The 17,380-nt window shown below is 48.7% G+C and carries 12 protein-coding genes; 2 read left to right on the forward strand and 10 right to left on the reverse strand.

Annotation, left to right across the window (positions count from 1 at the left end):
- Positions 1-8 precede the first annotated feature (8 nt).
- The 7 genes from AC3ZPD_RS16455 to AC3ZPD_RS16485 all read right to left on the reverse strand — a co-directional run bounded on the left by AC3ZPD_RS16455 (position 9) and on the right by AC3ZPD_RS16485 (position 7,711).
- The gene (locus AC3ZPD_RS16455; protein WP_490985379.1) at positions 9-1,634 is read right to left on the reverse strand and encodes a response regulator; all 1,626 of its coding nucleotides are present in this window, start codon (positions 1,632-1,634) and stop codon (positions 9-11) included.
- Positions 1,612-3,357 carry a sensor histidine kinase gene (locus AC3ZPD_RS16460; RefSeq protein ID WP_490985380.1) on the reverse strand — a complete coding sequence of 582 codons (1,746 nt, stop codon included), beginning with the start codon at positions 3,355-3,357 and terminating at the stop codon, positions 1,612-1,614. Before AC3ZPD_RS16460 ends, AC3ZPD_RS16455 begins: the two co-directional genes overlap by 23 nt.
- 79 nt (positions 3,358-3,436) lie before the next feature.
- Positions 3,437-4,282 carry a carbohydrate ABC transporter permease gene (locus AC3ZPD_RS16465; protein WP_490985537.1) on the reverse strand — a complete coding sequence of 282 codons (846 nt, stop codon included), beginning with the start codon at positions 4,280-4,282 and terminating at the stop codon, positions 3,437-3,439.
- Between the two features lie 5 nt (positions 4,283-4,287).
- Positions 4,288-5,244, reverse strand: a complete 957-nt coding sequence (locus AC3ZPD_RS16470; RefSeq protein ID WP_490985381.1) for a carbohydrate ABC transporter permease — start codon at positions 5,242-5,244, stop codon at positions 4,288-4,290.
- 190 nt (positions 5,245-5,434) lie between these two features.
- Positions 5,435-5,824, reverse strand: a complete 390-nt coding sequence (locus tag AC3ZPD_RS16475) for a type II toxin-antitoxin system RelE family toxin (RefSeq protein ID WP_490985382.1) — start codon at positions 5,822-5,824, stop codon at positions 5,435-5,437.
- Positions 5,824-6,249 carry a hypothetical protein gene (locus AC3ZPD_RS16480; protein ID WP_490985383.1) on the reverse strand — a complete coding sequence of 142 codons (426 nt, stop codon included), beginning with the start codon at positions 6,247-6,249 and terminating at the stop codon, positions 5,824-5,826. Before AC3ZPD_RS16480 ends, AC3ZPD_RS16475 begins: the two co-directional genes overlap by 1 nt.
- A 163-nt stretch (positions 6,250-6,412) precedes the next feature.
- On the reverse strand, positions 6,413-7,711 hold the full coding sequence (locus tag AC3ZPD_RS16485) for a family 16 glycosylhydrolase (RefSeq protein ID WP_490985384.1): 1,299 nt from the start codon (positions 7,709-7,711) through the stop codon (positions 6,413-6,415).
- A 215-nt stretch (positions 7,712-7,926) separates the two neighbouring features.
- Here AC3ZPD_RS16485 and AC3ZPD_RS16490 point away from each other — a divergent pair, with 215 nt between their 5' ends.
- Entirely contained in the window at positions 7,927-8,808 is an 882-nt protein-coding gene (locus AC3ZPD_RS16490; RefSeq protein WP_490985385.1) for a DMT family transporter, read from the forward strand.
- A gap of 29 nt (positions 8,809-8,837) precedes the next feature.
- Here the strand turns inward: AC3ZPD_RS16490 and AC3ZPD_RS16495 are convergent, their stop codons facing one another.
- On the reverse strand, positions 8,838-10,352 hold the full coding sequence (locus AC3ZPD_RS16495) for a UDP-N-acetylmuramoyl-L-alanyl-D-glutamate--2,6-diaminopimelate ligase (protein WP_490985386.1): 1,515 nt from the start codon (positions 10,350-10,352) through the stop codon (positions 8,838-8,840).
- Between the two features lie 386 nt (positions 10,353-10,738).
- On the reverse strand, positions 10,739-11,326 hold the full coding sequence (locus AC3ZPD_RS16500) for a TetR/AcrR family transcriptional regulator (RefSeq protein ID WP_490985387.1): 588 nt from the start codon (positions 11,324-11,326) through the stop codon (positions 10,739-10,741).
- A 305-nt stretch (positions 11,327-11,631) separates the two neighbouring features.
- Here AC3ZPD_RS16500 and AC3ZPD_RS16505 point away from each other — a divergent pair, with 305 nt between their 5' ends.
- Positions 11,632-12,540, forward strand: coding sequence for a carotenoid biosynthesis protein (locus AC3ZPD_RS16505; protein WP_490985388.1), 909 nt, complete (start codon positions 11,632-11,634; stop codon positions 12,538-12,540).
- Positions 12,541-12,640: 100 nt separating this feature from the next.
- Here AC3ZPD_RS16505 and AC3ZPD_RS16510 read toward each other — a convergent pair whose 3' ends face one another.
- Entirely contained in the window at positions 12,641-17,335 is a 4,695-nt protein-coding gene (locus AC3ZPD_RS16510; RefSeq protein ID WP_490985389.1) for an endo-1,4-beta-xylanase, read from the reverse strand.
- Positions 17,336-17,380: the final 45 nt, after the last annotated feature.

The following is a 17,380-nucleotide window of genomic DNA, read 5'->3' on the forward strand; positions in this document are numbered from 1 at the left end:
CTACAAACCTAACGCTTCATCAGATCGCTTGGACTCACTCCGCAATACTTCTTGAAGAGCGTGCTGAAATAAGGAACATTCTGATAACCGACCATCTCCGAAACTTCGTAAATCAAATGGTTCCCGTCCATAAGCAATGCTTTGGCTTTTTCGATCCGCACCCGGATAACATAGTTGGTCAAGGTTTCTCCGGTTACTTTTTTGAACAGCTGGTTCAAGTAATTCTTGGAGATAAACAGCTGGGAGGCCATTTGCTCCAGCGTAATCTCCTCGGCATAATGCTGGTGAATGTATTCAATCATGAACTGAACCGCTTTCCGGTGTTTTTCATGAATTACCGGACCTTGCCCTTTGCGGAGCAGCCGCAGCTGGCTTTCGATCCACTCTTCGATCTGGGCACGATCGGTTAGGCTGTTCAGCTCGCGGAGAGCAATAGCCTCGTCCTCGCTTTTTCTTGCCGGCAGTCCTGCTACGAGCATCGCGTTCTGCAGCAGCGTCCAAAGCTCGGCTGCAAGCACCCTGTAAACCAGCGGATTTCGTTGTTCCTCCGGCTGTCTTTGATCCAGAAAAAGGCGGATTAACGACAATACCTCTCCATCCTGCCCCTCCTGCAGCGCCTGCGTGATCGCTTGATAAAAATCATTCAGCGACAACCCCTCATCCAGAGAACCTACCGGCAAAGCCGCCGCCAGTGAGCCTGCAGCCACCGAGACATCTGCCACGCTGTCAATCATCAGGGTTTGGCTTTTAAACAGCTTTTGCATGGCTTCGTCCGCAGAGGCTTTGATTTCCAAACAGGTACTCCCGACTTTTCCCAGGGCATAACGGGTTTGCAAGCCCAGGAAAGACTGCATGGCTCCGGCTATCAAACCGCCAAGGCCGTTTGCTGCGCCAAGAAGCTCCTGCTCCGTCTGGCTTATGCGGGCAGGAAGCAGCAGAGCCGCCCGATTGCCGAACAGCCATACGAAATTGGCATCCGGCCATTGCTCGCCTGTCACTTCAGCCACAATATTGGACACTGCAAATTTGAACAGATTCCAGTCGGCCAGCGACAGATTTTTAATCCGTTCATTCCAAACAATTTCAATGACCATAACGGTAAATTTCATATGCTGAATATCCGAAAAAGGAATCGTTCCGCCGGCATCCTCTTCTCCGTTCCATCCGTTCAGCAGGCCTGATAACCACTCTTCCTTGGTGGGAATCCCCCTCACAGCTTGGGGCCCTGTCTGGCGGCGTTCCAATCTTTGCAGATACAGCTCTTCCAATTTATTAATCGTTTCCGACAAGACGCTGCGGATTTGGTCCAAAGTCACCGGTTTGGTCAAATAATCGTCCACACCAAGGCGCAGAGCTGTCCGGGCATATTCAAAATCATTATAGCCGCTCAAAATCACAAACCTTCCGGTAAAATCCCGCTGTTTGAGCTGTTCGATCATTTGAATGCCGTTCATTACCGGCATATAGATATCAGTCAGCACGATGTCGGGCTGCACTTCTTCTATTAATTTCAAGCCGGCCTCTCCATCGATCGCTTCCCCCGAAAATTCCGCATCCAGCTCCTCCCAGGGAATCGCTTTCCGCAAACCTCTCACGACCTGGAAATCATCATCAATGATGACTACCTTCCACATGCTGATCTCCTCCCTTGATATTTTCATAGATTAGCGGCAGCCAAATCACGGCTTGAGTTCCGCCTTCCGTTGAATTGTTCAGAGTGAACCCGTACGAAGGTCCGAACATCGCCTCAATTCGTTCCCGCACGTTACTGAGGCCATATCCCCCTTTAGCGCTCCGGTTCTCCATCCAGTTCTCCTGAAGTTCCCTTCCGTCATCCTTGACCACAATTTGCAGCTGTTCTTTGTCGATTTGGGCGGATATCGTCAATGAAGCCTTCCGCTTGCCATGAAACCCGTGAATGAAAGCGTTCTCTACGAAGGGCTGAAGCAGAATTCGCGGCACAAACAAAGCTTTTATTTCCTCGGAAATATGAAAATGATAGTCCAGCCGGTCTTCCCAGCGTATTTTCTGAAACTGCAGGTAACTCTCAATATGAGCCAGCTCTTCGGCCAGAGGGACAAGACTGTTGCTGTTGGATAAGGCCACCCGAAAAAATTGTCCCAGATAAGAAAGCATATGGCTGATTTGCTTCTGTCCGGCTTCGATGGCCAGCCAATTCACCTGGTCCAGCGAGTTATAGAGAAAATGAGGATTAATCATCATCTGCAGCGCTTTGATCTCCGCCGCCCGCTGATGCTCATGCTGCCGCTCCAGGCTTTCATACAATTCTTCGATGCGGTAGGTCAATTTTTCGTACCCCTGGAAGAGCCGGCCAAATTCATTTTTATAGTCGTCCGGCAGCGGCGTCCGTTTGCTAAGCGAGAAATTACTCATGGCCCTGAGCAGCAGCCCTATAGGTTTGACAAATTGACGGGATAAAAAGACGGCCAATAAAAGAATCCCGAAAATCGTGGCAATCCCCAAAACCAAAATGATTTGGGTTTGTTTCAGGCTCCCTGCGGTAATCTGACTCCACGAGGTGATCTCTACAAGCGACCACTGGGAATCCGGCGAGGAGGACCAGACCAGATATTCATCTCCGGCCCGCTGTGCTCCCGTACTTTGGCTTTCGAGCTGGCTTTTGATTTGATCCATGTGGTTCAGGAAAAAGGAATCGTTTCCGGTGTGCGTGATCAGCTTCCCTGTTGCGTCCAGCAGAACCAGACTCGAGCGGTTGTCTTCGGTCGTAATCAAAGATTGGAATACCGGAACGCGGACATTAAAGACAATGACGGCAAAAGCGCGGTTAAAGCGGTTGTACACTCTCCGAGCAAAGCTGATGACCGAAGTGTCCCCATTATTGGTTTTAATGGTCCTTTCGCTCAGCCAGGCATAGTCGGAACTGCGCAAATCCTCATACCAGCTTTCCTTCTCCATCTGCTCCATCGTCATGAATTGAACGTATTCCTGTACATTGTAAGAGGGGGTCAAATCCGAATAAACGTGAATGGATTGGAGGATCGGCATGCTGAATACATAGTTGTTTAACTGCGAGCGGATGTCCGCCTGGCCGCGTACCCGGTCATACTGGCTGCCGTCCATCATTTCCTCATACTGGTCGCTAAAATACTGGGCCGCCGTGTTGGAGCTCTGCTCGATGTCTTCCAGGTTGGTATTCAGTTTCTTATGAATTTCAATCAGCAGCTTCTGCTGATAATAGGAAGTGTTGTCTGCTATTTCCTTGGACCCGTTAATATAGCTAAAAGTAACGATAAGGCTTACAAGCAAAACAACGATAAGGGCAAAGCCGAAAAAGAAAACAACGTCGATCCGCAGCGTTTTAAAAGGATTGGTCATAAGCAAGGTTCCTCCCGGTCGTAAAAGAGAAAGAAAGCTGCGATTGCTCGCAGCTAAAATTCTCCTCTATTGAAGCAAATCATCCCTTTAAAGCACCTGCAGATATTCCTTCTACAAAATGCTTTTGTGCCAGGAAGAAAATCAGCACCGCGGGAGCGATCGACACCAGCGACATCGCCAGCATTTGTCCCCAAGGAACGGACCCTTGCGAATCGATGAAGAGCTTCAATGCTAGGTTAATCGTATATTTTTCAATAGAATTAATATAAAGCATTTGTCCAAAGAAATCATCCCAATTCCAGAGGAAGCAATAGATGGCTACGGTAACGATCGCGGGTTTGACCAAAGGAAGCATGACCCTCCAATAAATGCCGAACCAGGAGCACCCATCGATTTTGGCCGCTTCGTCCAATTCCTTCGGTACGGAACGCATAAACTGGACCAGCAGGTAAATGAAGAACGGACCACCGATGCCTCCGGCAAGCAAATGCGGGATATAAAAAGGCAGATACGTATTGATCCATCCCCATTTGCTGAACATGACATATTGAGGAACAATCGTGACCTGCGTAGGCAGCATGAGGGTAACGAGCATGATGGCAAACCATATTTTCCGCAGGGGGAAATCCAGGCGGGAGAACGCAAAGGCGACCAGGCTGCAGGACAGAACACTCGTGAACAACACGCCGATAATCAGCTCAAAGGTATTGATATAGAAATGAGTAAACGTGAAGTTCGGCACCGAGACCCAGCCGTCCGAGAAGTTCTCCCAGTGGGGGATCTTCGGGAACAGATTCGCCGAGCTCATCTCCTGGTTGGTTTTCAGCGAAGCACCAATCCACCAGAAAATGGGATACATCATAATCAGGCTCACGATAAGCAGCAAAATATGGGTTATGCTTCTTTTTCCTTTACTGATCGACATCATGGTTACTTTCCTCCATCCGATTCATAGAATACCCAGAACCTCGAGGTTGCGAACAGCACGGCTGCGAACAACCCGATCAGGACGAGCAGAATCCAAGCCAATGCGGACGCATAACCCATATGGAATTTGGTGAAGGCTTCCTCGTATAGGTACATGACATAAACATAAGTGGATTTCACCGGCCCGCCTCCTGTAATAACAAAGGCCTGAGTAAACATTTGAAACGTATTGATCAAGCTTTGAATGGCGTTAAACAAAATAATCGGCGAAAGCATAGGGAGCGTGATGGAGAAAAACTGCCGTATTTTACTTGCTCCATCCACCGATGAGGCTTCATACAAATCACCGGGGACCTGCTTCAAGCCCGCCAGGAAAATAATCATTGAAGATCCGAACTGCCAGACCATCAGCAGAATCAGAGTCCCGAGCGCATACTTTGGATCGGCAATCCAGGCTGGCCCTTTAATGCCGAAGATGCCCAGAAAGTCGTTGATAAACCCGTTTCGGCTGAAAATGTTTTTCCAAAGCAGGGACACCGCAATACTCGTACCGATCAGGGATGGAAAATAAACCATCGTGCGGTAGAAAGAAATTCCGCGGATATTCCGGTTCAGCAGCATGGCCACGGCCAAAGCGAAGATCAGCCTTAGCGGGACCGTTAACAGCACAAAAACAATGGTAATGCGGAGTGAAGACGGGAAAACATCGTCACTCGTGAAAATATTTTTGTAATTCTCGGCGCCGATCCAGTTTGGGGCACCAAGCAGGGAATAATCGGTAAAGGAATAATATAAGGACATGATCATAGGCCCAAGGGTGAGAAGGAAAAATCCGATCAGCCAAGGGGAGAGAAATAGGTAACCGGCAATCGGGGAATTCCAACGTTTCCCCTTTTTTTTAGGCTTTGGCACCGTTTTCAAAGAGTCTGCGGGCATGGGCTTTGCAACTGTGTTGTTCATCTCTTTACTCCTATCTGTGAAGGATTATCGGAACTTTTCTTCAATTATAATGCCGCTCAATTAAGGTCTGAAGGAGAGGAATGAATCCTTTTCTTTCACTATTTATCAATTTTGAGGATAGGATGAAGCCCTCTTTTTATAGTAAGATCAGGCATAATAAAAAGGACCTCCATAAGAGATCCTTACAAAATTAAGAGTCCGACATTTCCTTTTTGAACTCAACTATTCGTTTAGCAGCCATTTGATAAACTTTATCTTTATCACGAGGGCCAATAGCTATAATTTCCATGCGGATAGGTTTACCTTCGACTGAGCGATAAACAACTCGGAGAGCGGGTTTTTGATGCTTTATTTTTGAAAAACCATTCAGCTCTCCGTGTAAAGGTTCACCGATTCCACGAGGCTTTATTAAGGGGCCGTTCATAGCACACCTGATGATCAACGCGATGATTAATTCCTGCTGTTCTTTTCTATAGCTGATCAAGTCCTCAATAGCATTTTCGCCAAACTTAACAGTAACGTTATGTGTGGCCAAGAGGCTATTTATCCTTGCTGTGATTGTCTGAACATCATCAGGCATTAATCAAGCTCCCCGCCCTCCACGAGGCTCATGATACGGTCAACATCAAGATCCAGCCCAGTGATTACTTGAGAAAGATCTACATTTGCGTCATCATTTTTGCGCTCAAGTGTAGTGATGTACATTAGCTCATCAATAGATTTCTCAACAGCTTCTCTAATAGCAAGAAGCTCGTAAAAGAAATCAAGATCTGCAATAACGGCCTGCGCATCTTTATTTCGGCTATTTTGAACGACAAAGACATTTTCGTTGGGCTCCTTAGAAGCGTAGGAGTCCAAGATCTGAGTCAATTTTTTGGAACGTGTAATGTCCGTAACTGTGAGCACCCTTTGCTTGATGAACCCCAGCATTTCGGAAGTGATAGATGAACGAGGGTCAGACATGCCTAATTCCCTCCCTTTCATGACAAGCATTTGAGGCGCCATTAGCGATCTCTCCTTAGTATATGCAACAACTTAACACAAATATACATAAATTGTATCACTTGAAACGTGTAATTACAACACACTTAAACGCTCCAAATGACCACCGATCGCTAAAAAACCTGAGGCTGTAAAAGCCTCAGGCGGTTATACGTGCTATTAAGTGCTAATTAACTTTGACAAGCTTGATATAATCAATACCCAGCTGGTAATTCGAACTGTTGGCATTCTTGCCCGTCACCGTGTATCTGAATTTCTTATTGCCTGCGCTGCCGAAATTCACGGTAGTCGAAGCTTCTTTAAAGGCTGCCGTAGAACCGTACATATCGATCGGGGAACCATGATTTTGCCCGTTGATGGATAATTGAGAAATTCCTCTGGTCGAAGCGGTTCGATATCCGGTAATCACCTGATAAGCTCCTGCGGAAGGTACATTTGCCGTGAACTCCGCATAGTCATTCGTTGAGTCGGATAAGACTTTTACCCAACCGCCCCCACTGGCTCCGTCATCCCAAGTCTCTTTGGTTACACCGGAAGACAGCAAAGTATTCAAATTTTCGGCTTCTTGCTTGATGTTGACTTCATCGGCTTCTTGCTTGATGTTGACTTCATCGGCTTTTTGATAGGCTCTGAAATAATCAATCGTAAACTCGGCAGGATAAGTCGGGGAGGAATCACCACCCCAAGTATTAACATAAAGGGACAGATAGACGAACATCGGCTTATCCACGATATTAGTTGCATCTAACTGTTTGACTAGCTGATTGTCCACATAATATTTAACATATTCCGGGGACCACTCCATGGCATAGATATGAAAGTCAGCGGAAAAGTCGAATGCGTATGTCCCGCCATTCGTATTGCCAATACCGGCATTCATCGGATTGTAGAGATTGAACCGGTATTGGTTGCGTCTAAAATTCTCGAAAGCATCGATTTCCAGCTGTTCCTTCGTATTTCGGCTGGATTGGGGATAAATGCTTGGATCATCCGTATTAAACCAGAAAGCCGAGTGTCCGGAACGGTCAGCCTGGCCCTTCGCTCTTATTTCGAAATAGCCATACTGCTGGGAGAACTTCGAAATATAGGGTTCGTTGTGATTTTTGGTATAGCTTCCCTGGTGGAAGTCTCCTTGGGCAGTCTGCAGACTGGACACCTTCATTTGATCTCCGCTGCTATAATAAGTCGGTGTGTCATTCGTCACCCTAAGTACGATACTTCCATCCTTAAAATAATAATCCGCATTGCCCCGGTCAGTAGAGGTTCTAAAGCCTAAATACCTGGGAACCCATAAGCTCGTATCCAATGTGGTTCCATTGAATTCGTCATTTTTGGTTAGCACCCATCCCGGCTTGTCGATTGGGTTTGCCGGAGTATCTGCTGCGGCTGCCTTTTGATTGGTTGAATATGTGACTGAACCTGCTGCAAGCACGAGCGCCAAACCAAACATGATCATTTTCTTCATACGCGATACATCTCCTTTACGTTTTGTTATCGCTTACATTTGTATACTAAAAGGAGTTGTATCGATTGAATAGAAGAGAATCGAACACATTTCTTTCACTTTAGAATCAGAACAGAGGCATCTGTTGTTAAAGAACCCGTTTATTCACGCTTCTCTTCACTTTTCCAATCATGCTATGATTAAAGTTAGTGACGACGGATTGAAGGGATGATTTCATGCAGCTGTTAAGTTTGCTTTTATGTCTGATTTGGGGATTTAACTTCGTAATTATGAAACTTGGGAACGGTTTGTTCCCGCCCGTTTTATTTGCCGCATTCCGTTTCTTGATCGGTTCGGGAGTTCTGTTTGGGATCGTCTTTTATAAAAAAATTCCTTTTCCTAAAAAAGAGCATCTCAAATGGTATTTGATCTGCGGTATCTTGCAAACGACTTATTTTAATATAGCCATCCAGGTTTCGCTGAATTATATCAGCGCCGGGCTCACTTCGGTGTTAACGTACAGCATGCCTTTATTTCTGTCCATCATGGCTCATTACTGGATACCCGGCGATAGGCTGACTACCCGCAAAACGCTGGGCATCGCCGTCGGCCTTATCGGTTTGGTGCTTGCCATGAATATCCGGATCTCCGGCAATCCGTGGATGCTTTTGCTGGCTTTATCCTCGGCCGTTACGTGGGCTATGTCTAACGTTATTATCAAACAAAAACTCCAAAACAGCGATAAAATCCAATTTACGACCTGGCAAATGGCGTTCGGCACGATCGGCCTGTTTATTTATTCCCTGCTTTTCGAGCATGGCGCGTCTCATTGGAACTGGGAGGCAGCGGAATACCTGTTATTCTCCGGGATCCTCGCTTCAGCGCTCGCTTTCGTGTTATGGACTTATATCCTGTCCAAAATCGAAGCCAGTACCGCTTCGGTTACCTTATTGACCGTGCCCATTATCGGGGTCGTTTCAGGCTGGCTGTTCCTGCATGAGGCGCTGAAGACCACCACTTTAGCCGGAATTGCGCTTGTACTGCTTGGAATTTGCATAGTGAATATAAAAAGAAAACCCCCGCAGATTTCCTCGATAAATAAAACAGGCGAGCTCTAAGCATGCTTAGACTCGCCTGCAGCCTTGCCTTATGCCAATCCCCATCTAAACCCGCCTTTTAAAGCCACTTTTTCCTGACGCTCGGCTTGGATTTGCAGCACGATTTCGGCATCGTTAAATGGAAGGCTGTCTTGACCAATGACCTGCGAGGTTTCGTGTCCTTTGCCCGCAATCAGAATGACGTCTCCCGGAGCACTTAAGCTTATCGCATATTCAATGGCGTTCCTGCGGTCGATAACCGTCGTATAAGTGCCCTTAAAAGACTTCATTCCTTCTTCAATCCCCTGGATAATCATCCGGTTATCGTGCTCTTTCGGGTTGTCCGTCGTGATCACGGACAAGTCGGCATAAGCTGCCGCGACCCGGGCCATTCCGGTCCGTTTGTCTTTCCCGGCCTGGCTGTCATCCGCATAAACGCCAAAGACCAGAATAATGCGCCCTTTCGCAAAAGGCCTGATCGTTTTCAGCGCCTTCTCCAAGGCATCTTCGGTATGAGCAAAATCAACGATGATCCGGTTATCCTGATCCTCATAGACCACTTCCAGTCTCCCCTGGATCTTCTTGACCGAGTTGATCCCGTCGGCAATGAGCTGCAAATCGATTTGATTGCAGCAGGCTGCGGCAACGGCAGCCAGGCTGTTATAAACATATATTTCCCCCGGCAAATTCACACGGATCCTAACGTTTCCTTTTGGAGTATGAGCGGTAAATTCCGTACGATCTACATCATAATCGATGTGATCCGCATAAATGTCGGCTGTATTTTTGATGCCGTAAGTCACTATCCTCGCCTTGCCCCCTTGAAAACGCTGAATCAGAAGGCGTCCATACGGATCATCAGCATTAAAAAGGTTATAATCGCTTGTCATTCCGAACAACAAGGACTTGGCTTCGAAATATTCCTCCATCGTATGATGAAGCTCCAGATGGTCCGGGGTTAAATTGGTGAATATCCCCATGTTGAAATGGGTATAAGCGACCCGGCTCAAGCTGAGTCCGTGCGAGGAGACCTCCATGATGCAGTCTTCCACTTTGGACTCGACCATATCGGAGAACATTTTTTGTAAAACGATCGATTCGGGTGTCGTATTTTTATTACTGAACCGGCTTTGGCCGATTATCGTTCCCATCGTTCCGATTACACCCAAGGTCTTTCCGGCTTTCTCAAATATGGCTCGAAGGAAATAAGTAACGGACGTTTTCCCGTTAGTCCCCGTGACTCCGATCAGGTTCATTTTTTTCGACAGGTTTCCATAAAAATTCGCGGAGATGCGGGCAAGCGCATCCCGTGCGTTCTGAACTTTTAACACCGTTACCCGTTCCTCGATCCCTGCAACCTCTTTTTCAACGATGACGACGGAAGCTCCGTTTGAAACCGCATTATGAATAAAACGATGGCCGTCTGCTGAAAAGCCGGAAATGGCTACAAACAGACCTCCTTCGGATATTTCCCTGGAATCGCTGGCTATGCCGGCTACATTTTTATCCCTATCGCCCTGCAGCCATTCGTATGCCAAACCTTCAAGTAACTGAGTCAATAGCATGTTTGTCCCCCTTCCACCTTCAGCAAAATAATCTCTTGTTGTAAAATCCCTTCGGTGCAGCTCTGCTAACGATAATGGAAAAGGAAAACAAAGCCGTGCGATCGATGACCGGGGGCCCTTCACCTTTTTTACCTGAAAAGGACACATTTAGCCATCACTATTGAAACGTAGCATAACCAAAAACGGGCGGCCTATTCACCTTATCCGGCCGTGAACCCCTTGCCCGCGGCTCCTTTTCCTTCCGCAAAAGGTACGGTCTCCGTCATTGAACTCAGAATACAAAAAGCATGTTTCAAAAAGATAGCCATCCTGTTTCTAACCTGTAAAAAACCTGCGACCTTGCCGCACTAAGGCGGTAATCCTAATTCCAACCCTTTGCCAAAACACTAGCCCCGCTCTTTCTCCGTAAACGAAGCAATGCCGCCCCGGATCATCTGGATAATAAGCGAAGCCATCTCACCCGGGGGGTTGATGCAGCCTTCGTTGACCCATTTCATCATCAACCCGGTTCCCCCAACCTCGGCGTAGGTGTACAAATATTCGGCGACTTCCGGATCAAGGCTCCCGTTGCTCAGCCATTCGTTGATGCTGTTTTGCCGGACCAGATCCGCGATATGTTCTGCGCAGTCCTTGCCGCCATTGCCGGTAAAAAGCGCTATAAAGACTTCTTTATTCCGAAGCATAAAATCCAGGATTTTCTCAATGACCAGGTAAGGATCTCCGGCTTCTCCCGGTTGGAGATAGGCCTGAATATAAGCATTAACCTCTTGATTGATCTCTTGCTCCACTTGCTTCATCAAGTCATATTGGTCTGTATAGTGGGCGTAAAACGTGCTTCTGTTCAAGTCGGCGGACTCGCAAATTTCTTTGATGGTGATTTTGGAAATCGGTTTCTCGCGAATTAATTCCAGGATCGTCTCTTTTAGAATCCATTTGGTTAATTTGGTACGGCGATTTTGTTTTGGGGTATCCATGCGGCCTCCATTTTTCCGTAAAAATATAAGAACCCGACACGTCAGGCGATGCTTGTCGGTTTTTGCTCATTTTCAAATGAATTGATGGTTGAAGCCCAACACCGTGTACAGTATATTGTAGTCGCGGCGGAAATTCAACATCCTGTCAGGATTGATCGAGCACCTCCCGTTACCTGTACAACCTTGAGTCCCGAACCCGGGAAGGAGACTTGAGGGCCAGGTGCTCATCGAGCCTTTTCCCCGCCATCTCCAGCAAATAGGACCGTTCCTATCCATCAAGCCAAAATTGAAGGAGGCAAAACCTTATGCCGCAGGTTACCAACCCGCTCGCAGCGAAAACCGGAACTGTAACGGAAAAAGGCTCATCAAGCGTTGCCCGGTGGGCGTTTATCGGCTTGCTGCTCGTGGTTACGCTGATTAAATTCTTTATGCCGTCTTCGGCAAAAGATATAGTGGATATCGTGATTTTTCCGGTGATACCGGGTTTAGCCTTTTTTCATGGAACCAAACGTTATGGGCTGAAAAATATGATTATCTTTTTCGTCATCACCTGGCTCGTCAGCAATTTTTTTGAAAGCTTAAGCATTGCTCAGGGGTTCCCTTTCGGAAATTACCATTACACGTCGGATATTCCCCGAATTTTTGATGTACCGTTTGTTATTATGATCGCCTACTTTGGGATGGGCTATATGGCCTGGACGCTCTCCCATGTGCTGAACGGACAATATGGCCGGAAGCTGCGCGGCTTGCAAATTTTCCTGATTCCTTTCGTCGCTTCCTTCATTATGGTCATGTGGGATGTGGTGATGGACCCGCTGACCTCCACCATCAGCAAGGAGTGGATCTGGGAAGATGGGGGCAGCTACTTCGGAGTTCCGATTTCCAACTATTTAGGCTGGTTTTTTGTGGTGTATGTGTTCATGCAGATTTTCGCCCTGTTTATTTCCAAATACGATACGAAAGGCGCCGACGGCTCGTTCAACAAGTCTTATTGGTATGAAGCGGCTGCCGTGTACGGTATTCAAAGCCTTAACTATCTGCTCCTCTGCATGACCGGCGAAGGCCACAGAGACATCTACAACTCCATGGGACTGGTATCCGTGTTTACTATGTTTTTTGTCACTCTTCTTTCTGTCATCACCATACGACAATCCGCTAACTTTACTCCTACGCTTGACAGGAAGCAGCAGAACCAGGCCTTTCTTAATCTGTAAAAAAACAAAAAGGCCGGCGCCCGAAAGGGACCGGCCTTTTAACTTTCCAAAACAAAACCTTGAAACAGTAACCATACTATGTCTATTTACTCCTGTTTCCTTATTTGCTGCTCCAGACCTGATAAAGGAGGACTGCCGCTTCGGCCCGGGTGAGGGATTCCAAAGGCGCTATCTTTCCTCCCTTGCCGTGAACAATGCCCGAGCCCACCAGGGCCGCAACGCTTTCTCGTGCATACCCGGAAATACGGATTTGATCCGCAAAAACCTCGAGAGAGGCACGATCTTCGGCGGTTCGGCCTGCTGCCCTGAGCGCACGTGCCGTCATAACCATCGCATCCTGACGGGTAACGGCGTCATCTGGCTTAAACCAACCCTCTTCGCTGCCTGTCACGATCCCCAATTCCTTCGCGGCAGCCAATTCATTATAATAGTCTGCTGAAAGCTGAACATCACGGAACATGGCCGCATTTCCGTCCGGGCCTTCTAGCTCGAGCGTCTTCACAAGGAGCTTGATAAATTCCGATCTCGTAGTACTGCTCGAAGGAGAAAAACGGTTCGCTGCCGTTCCTTTCGTAATTCCATGAGCATACAGGGCATCAATGGCCCGCTCTGCCCAAGGGACGCTCTGCAAATCCGCAAAGGTACCCGCAACAGCGGTTACTCCATAGGCGCTGAAATGGGTCGTTTTAAATACGATTCCTTGTTCTGCGGCATCAAAACGGCTGTTTGAAACAGGCGTCGTTTGGCCTTGGTCATCGATGTATAAGACGACCAGCTGATCCGGATGAACCCGCTCTTCCGGTGCCGGCATGTAAGGGACGGTTACCGTTACAGGCGTTTTTGGATCGCTCCAGGCCGTAGCCTTGCCGTCCAGAACGAGACTCAGATCCACAACCGGACGGTTTCCGATCAGCATTCGAGCAGCTTCGGTTAGATTATCTGCCGATGCTTTAGCGAAACGAATAGAAACCTGATTGGCGTTCTCCGCTGCAATCCCCAGCATACTGCTTGGGAGGGTTAAAGCTGCAAATTCCGTTTTCAGCACAAGCGTAAAGGGATCTTGACCTGAGAGACTTTGGACGGGCAATTGGACTTCATACGCATTTGCCCCGGCTTGTTTCGGCAACTCGAAACGGATGGTTTTTATGCCGTCTGCTGCCGGAGCGGTCTGCTCAAGGAGCTGCTTCAGGTAGTCATTTGACAGGATCGCTTTGGCCACGCCGTTAACGACGGTCACTTCCGGTTTGCCTGAGTTTGCCCCACTGCCGGATTCACCGGTTGGCCGGGTGGCGGTTGGAGTGCCTCCGCCACTGCTCCCTCCACCGTTATTGCCTTCGTGACCGCCTCCGTTATCGCCACCGTTTGCCGGTTTGCCGGCGAGGGTAAGAATCCCGTAAACGGATGGGTCCTGGTAGCCCTGGCCGGTCAAATCATTCCAGGCAGCCGTACTTTGACGGGCACCGTCCTTCGCATCATTAATCTGTACGTCGAAACCAAGCTGCGTTTGATTGGCCGGCGTTACATATTTAAGCGGAATCTTTAGCTCAACCCGGTAATTAGTGCCGCTGACTTGGACTGCCGACTCAAAATCCTTCCCGATGTTTTCCGGATTGAAGGAAGTTTCGTTCGCATAATTGACCCGGTATTGCCCGTCGTCCTGCTGGTAAGAGGTTGTTTTGCCGTTGTTTTGGTCCAGGAAAACTTCAACCGAATCCTGTTCCCAGGCGTTGGCGCTGGTTTTATCCAGCTGCGTATCCGTGACCTGAATCAAAACGTACAGATTTTGATCATCCCAAAGCGCTTTGGCCACGCCGGAAGCCCCCTGCCAGGCCGATTGGAACCTGTTGACCGGTATTTCGGCCGCCTGGCCCCAAACAGGGTCAACGATGCCATCCATTTGCGGCGTGCCGTAAGCGGCGGTTGCCTCCCGGGCTTCTTCCGAATCCGGCGTGTATTCGGACATATATTTGTCCGGATCGGCAACGCCGTAATAAGCTTTTTTGGCCTGCAGATCTTGATCGAACAGCAGGGGATTTTGCGAAGCTCTCCAGCTTGAAGCGTCATTTAAGCCCCAGAAAGTAACGCGGGAGATATGCTCGGCATGTTTCTTGAACATATCCATCAGCTGGGCGTACAAATAACCTTGGGCATTCGCCTGCTTTTCGGTCAGATTGCCGTCGCTTCCGGCCGTAATATCAAGCTCGGAAATGCTCGCTTCTACGCCCAGCTGGATGAATTTCTCCAGCGACGCCTCCACGTTTTCCGGCTTTGTATTGAGATTGTAGTGTCCTTGCATGCCGATGCCGTCAATGAGCAGCTTCCCGTCATGGGCAGCCGCATAGTTGTCGTTGAGCTCTTGAACCATGCTCGCGATAGCCGTTGCTTTATTCTGGTTGTCTTCGTTGTAATCATTGTAATACAGCTTGATATTCCAATCCGGATGGCGGTCCAGCACTTCGCGGGCGATGAGGAACGCCTGCTCCACGTAGTCGTCCCCGATGGCGGCTTTCCAAGGGGAGTTCCGCAATGCCGCTTTCCAATTCTCCGGGTTGGACGGATTATCGTTCATCGCTTCATTCACGACGTCCCAGGAAATCACTTTGTCGCCATAATGCTCGATTACGGTCTGGATATGGTTGCGCATATTCTCCAAGGCTTGCTCCCGGGTCAGCGGTTTCCCGTCTTCTCCCGTATTCAGCCACTCCGGCGTCTGCTGATGCCAAACCAGCACATGACCATGGAGCTTAAGGCCGGCGTCCGTTATTTGTCTGACCAGAGCGTCCTCGGCCGTAAAATCGAATTGTTTATCCAAGTTGTAAACCTGGTCCGGCTTCATCGCATTTTCAGCCGTTACGACGTTGAAATGCTTTCGGAGAAGCTCAAATCGTTCACCCTGAAAGTCGGTGGAGGAAACGGCGTTGCCGATCAAAAACTGATTGCCGTACACATCCTGCAAACTCGGAATATCCTGCTGGATCGGAGGTGGAGCATTGACCGGCCCCAGATAAGTCAATTGAAAATCATCCAGGAAAAAGGTCCGGTCACCGCCGTCGTTATCCGCGGTTTCAATATAGGCATTGAGTACGGTCGGGGTAACGGCAAGCGTATATTTGCCGGTCAGCTGCACCCAATCGCCGTCCGTGACGGCGGCATTTTGCGAAACGTTGGTAAAAGTGCTGTCCCCGGACTGCACGCTGATCCGCAGTCTCGTTGCAGACTGGCCCGGCGCCATTTTGACCCAGGCGGACAATTGGTATTGGTTGTTCTTGGCCATCTTGCCGGCCGCATTCACCAATGCACCGTCATATTGACCTTTTGTGGTCACCTTCAAGCTTTGCCCGCCGTCCGGCGTATGGTTATCTTCGGTAGTGAGTTCTACCGTTTCACGCCCGTTTCGAGCCGCGAAATTTTGCGTGCCGGTTTCGAAATCGGCCGTAATCCCCGTCTGATCCACATCTCCCGGATCGGTTTCTCCGGAAGTAACATCCGTAATTCTAACTTCATCGATATAGAGATCTGAGGTTAACGTATTTTCCCAGCCTTCAACCCAGACGATCACTTCCTTTGTATCGGCCGGGATTTCGTAAGCTTTGGTTTCAAAAGCCGTCCAGCCGGTATCCGCCACGGTTTGATTGCCGATCATCCAAGGATATTGGTTATCCAGCAGCGGAGAATCGATTTTGGACGCCAAATGAAATTGTCCGCTGCCCGAGCCCAGTCTCACTTTCAGCGAGATATCATATTGATGTCCGGATTTTAAAAGATTAGTTAAAACGAGAGCCGGCCTGGCATTCTGATCGGCACGGTTGGAGAACTTTAACGAGCTGCTTCCTTCGGAAGCAACCTCCGACACAACGGACGTTTCTCCGTTAGAACCCCAGGAAAGTTTTGACCAGCCGCCGGTTTGGCCATCCTCGAAGCTTTGGTTCAACACGACGGTTCCGGCAGGTACATCCGGATTAGCAGGATCCGAAGGGACTGGATCCGTGGGTTCGGGATTCACAGGCGCTTCTGGATCGGCAGGCGCCGGTCCCCCGATGGCAGCAGCGAAGTTGCTTAGGGTGTCACCGTTTTTTATGAGAATCCGGCCCATCGCATAAGGTCCCTCATCGCCGCTCCAGGCCTTGAAGCCAACCTGGATGCCGCTGCCCTGCAGCGCATCCTCGGCAGTTTGGTTGTAGGCGCCGTAAGGATAGGCGAACAAGACAGGAGCTTTTCCGGTAATCTCTTGCAGGAATGTGCCCGCCGCTTCCACTTCGGCCGATGCCTGCTCTTGGGTGATTTGGTCTGTCCATACTCCGCCCAGTGCGGTATCGTTATTGTGGGTTTTGGAGTGATTTTGCAGGCTGACGCTCGGCTCGAAGGCCAGCTGCTGCAATTGTGCTTTCGTCATGCTGTATCCGCCATCAATCCAATCGCTGACAACGAATTCTACGGAGTTGAACTCATATTTTTTTAATACCGGAAGCGCTTCAGTAAGAAAGTCAGGCGTTGCATCGTCAAAGGTCAGCAAAATCGGTTTGTCCGGGGCGTCCTGACCGTTTACGAGGATATCGACATACTCTTCAGCCGATAACGTCGTATATCCGTTGTCTTTCAGGTACTTCATCTGCTGCTCGAATTGATCTGTACTATACTGGTAATCCCCTTGCGGATTGTCGCTGATCACATGATATAAAATGACGGGAATGTTCGGAGCTGCCGATGCATGGGTAAGCGGCGCACGCCATCCCATCGGGACGAGCATCGCGGCTGCGAGGACGATCGAGATGCCCTTTTTAAACCATCTACTCATTGTTTGCTGTCACTCTCCTCCAAAATATAGTGATTAACCGAACAA

This window comes from Paenibacillus mobilis (assembly GCF_058267595.1).

Coding starts and splice junctions, on each gene's coding strand:
- AC3ZPD_RS16455 (WP_490985379.1), bottom strand. CDS start 1,634: ATGTGGAAGGTAGTCATCATTGATGATGATTTCCAGGTCGTGAGAGGT.
- AC3ZPD_RS16460 (WP_490985380.1), bottom strand. CDS start 3,357: ATGACCAATCCTTTTAAAACGCTGCGGATCGACGTTGTTTTCTTTTTC.
- AC3ZPD_RS16465 (WP_490985537.1), bottom strand. CDS start 4,282: ATGTCGATCAGTAAAGGAAAAAGAAGCATAACCCATATTTTGCTGCTT.
- AC3ZPD_RS16470 (WP_490985381.1), bottom strand. CDS start 5,244: ATGAACAACACAGTTGCAAAGCCCATGCCCGCAGACTCTTTGAAAACG.
- AC3ZPD_RS16475 (WP_490985382.1), bottom strand. CDS start 5,824: ATGCCTGATGATGTTCAGACAATCACAGCAAGGATAAATAGCCTCTTG.
- AC3ZPD_RS16480 (WP_490985383.1), bottom strand. CDS start 6,249: ATGGCGCCTCAAATGCTTGTCATGAAAGGGAGGGAATTAGGCATGTCT.
- AC3ZPD_RS16485 (WP_490985384.1), bottom strand. CDS start 7,711: ATGAAGAAAATGATCATGTTTGGTTTGGCGCTCGTGCTTGCAGCAGGT.
- AC3ZPD_RS16490 (WP_490985385.1), top strand. CDS start 7,927: ATGCAGCTGTTAAGTTTGCTTTTATGTCTGATTTGGGGATTTAACTTC.
- AC3ZPD_RS16495 (WP_490985386.1), bottom strand. CDS start 10,352: ATGCTATTGACTCAGTTACTTGAAGGTTTGGCATACGAATGGCTGCAG.
- AC3ZPD_RS16500 (WP_490985387.1), bottom strand. CDS start 11,326: ATGGATACCCCAAAACAAAATCGCCGTACCAAATTAACCAAATGGATT.
- AC3ZPD_RS16505 (WP_490985388.1), top strand. CDS start 11,632: ATGCCGCAGGTTACCAACCCGCTCGCAGCGAAAACCGGAACTGTAACG.
- AC3ZPD_RS16510 (WP_490985389.1), bottom strand. CDS start 17,335: ATGAGTAGATGGTTTAAAAAGGGCATCTCGATCGTCCTCGCAGCCGCG.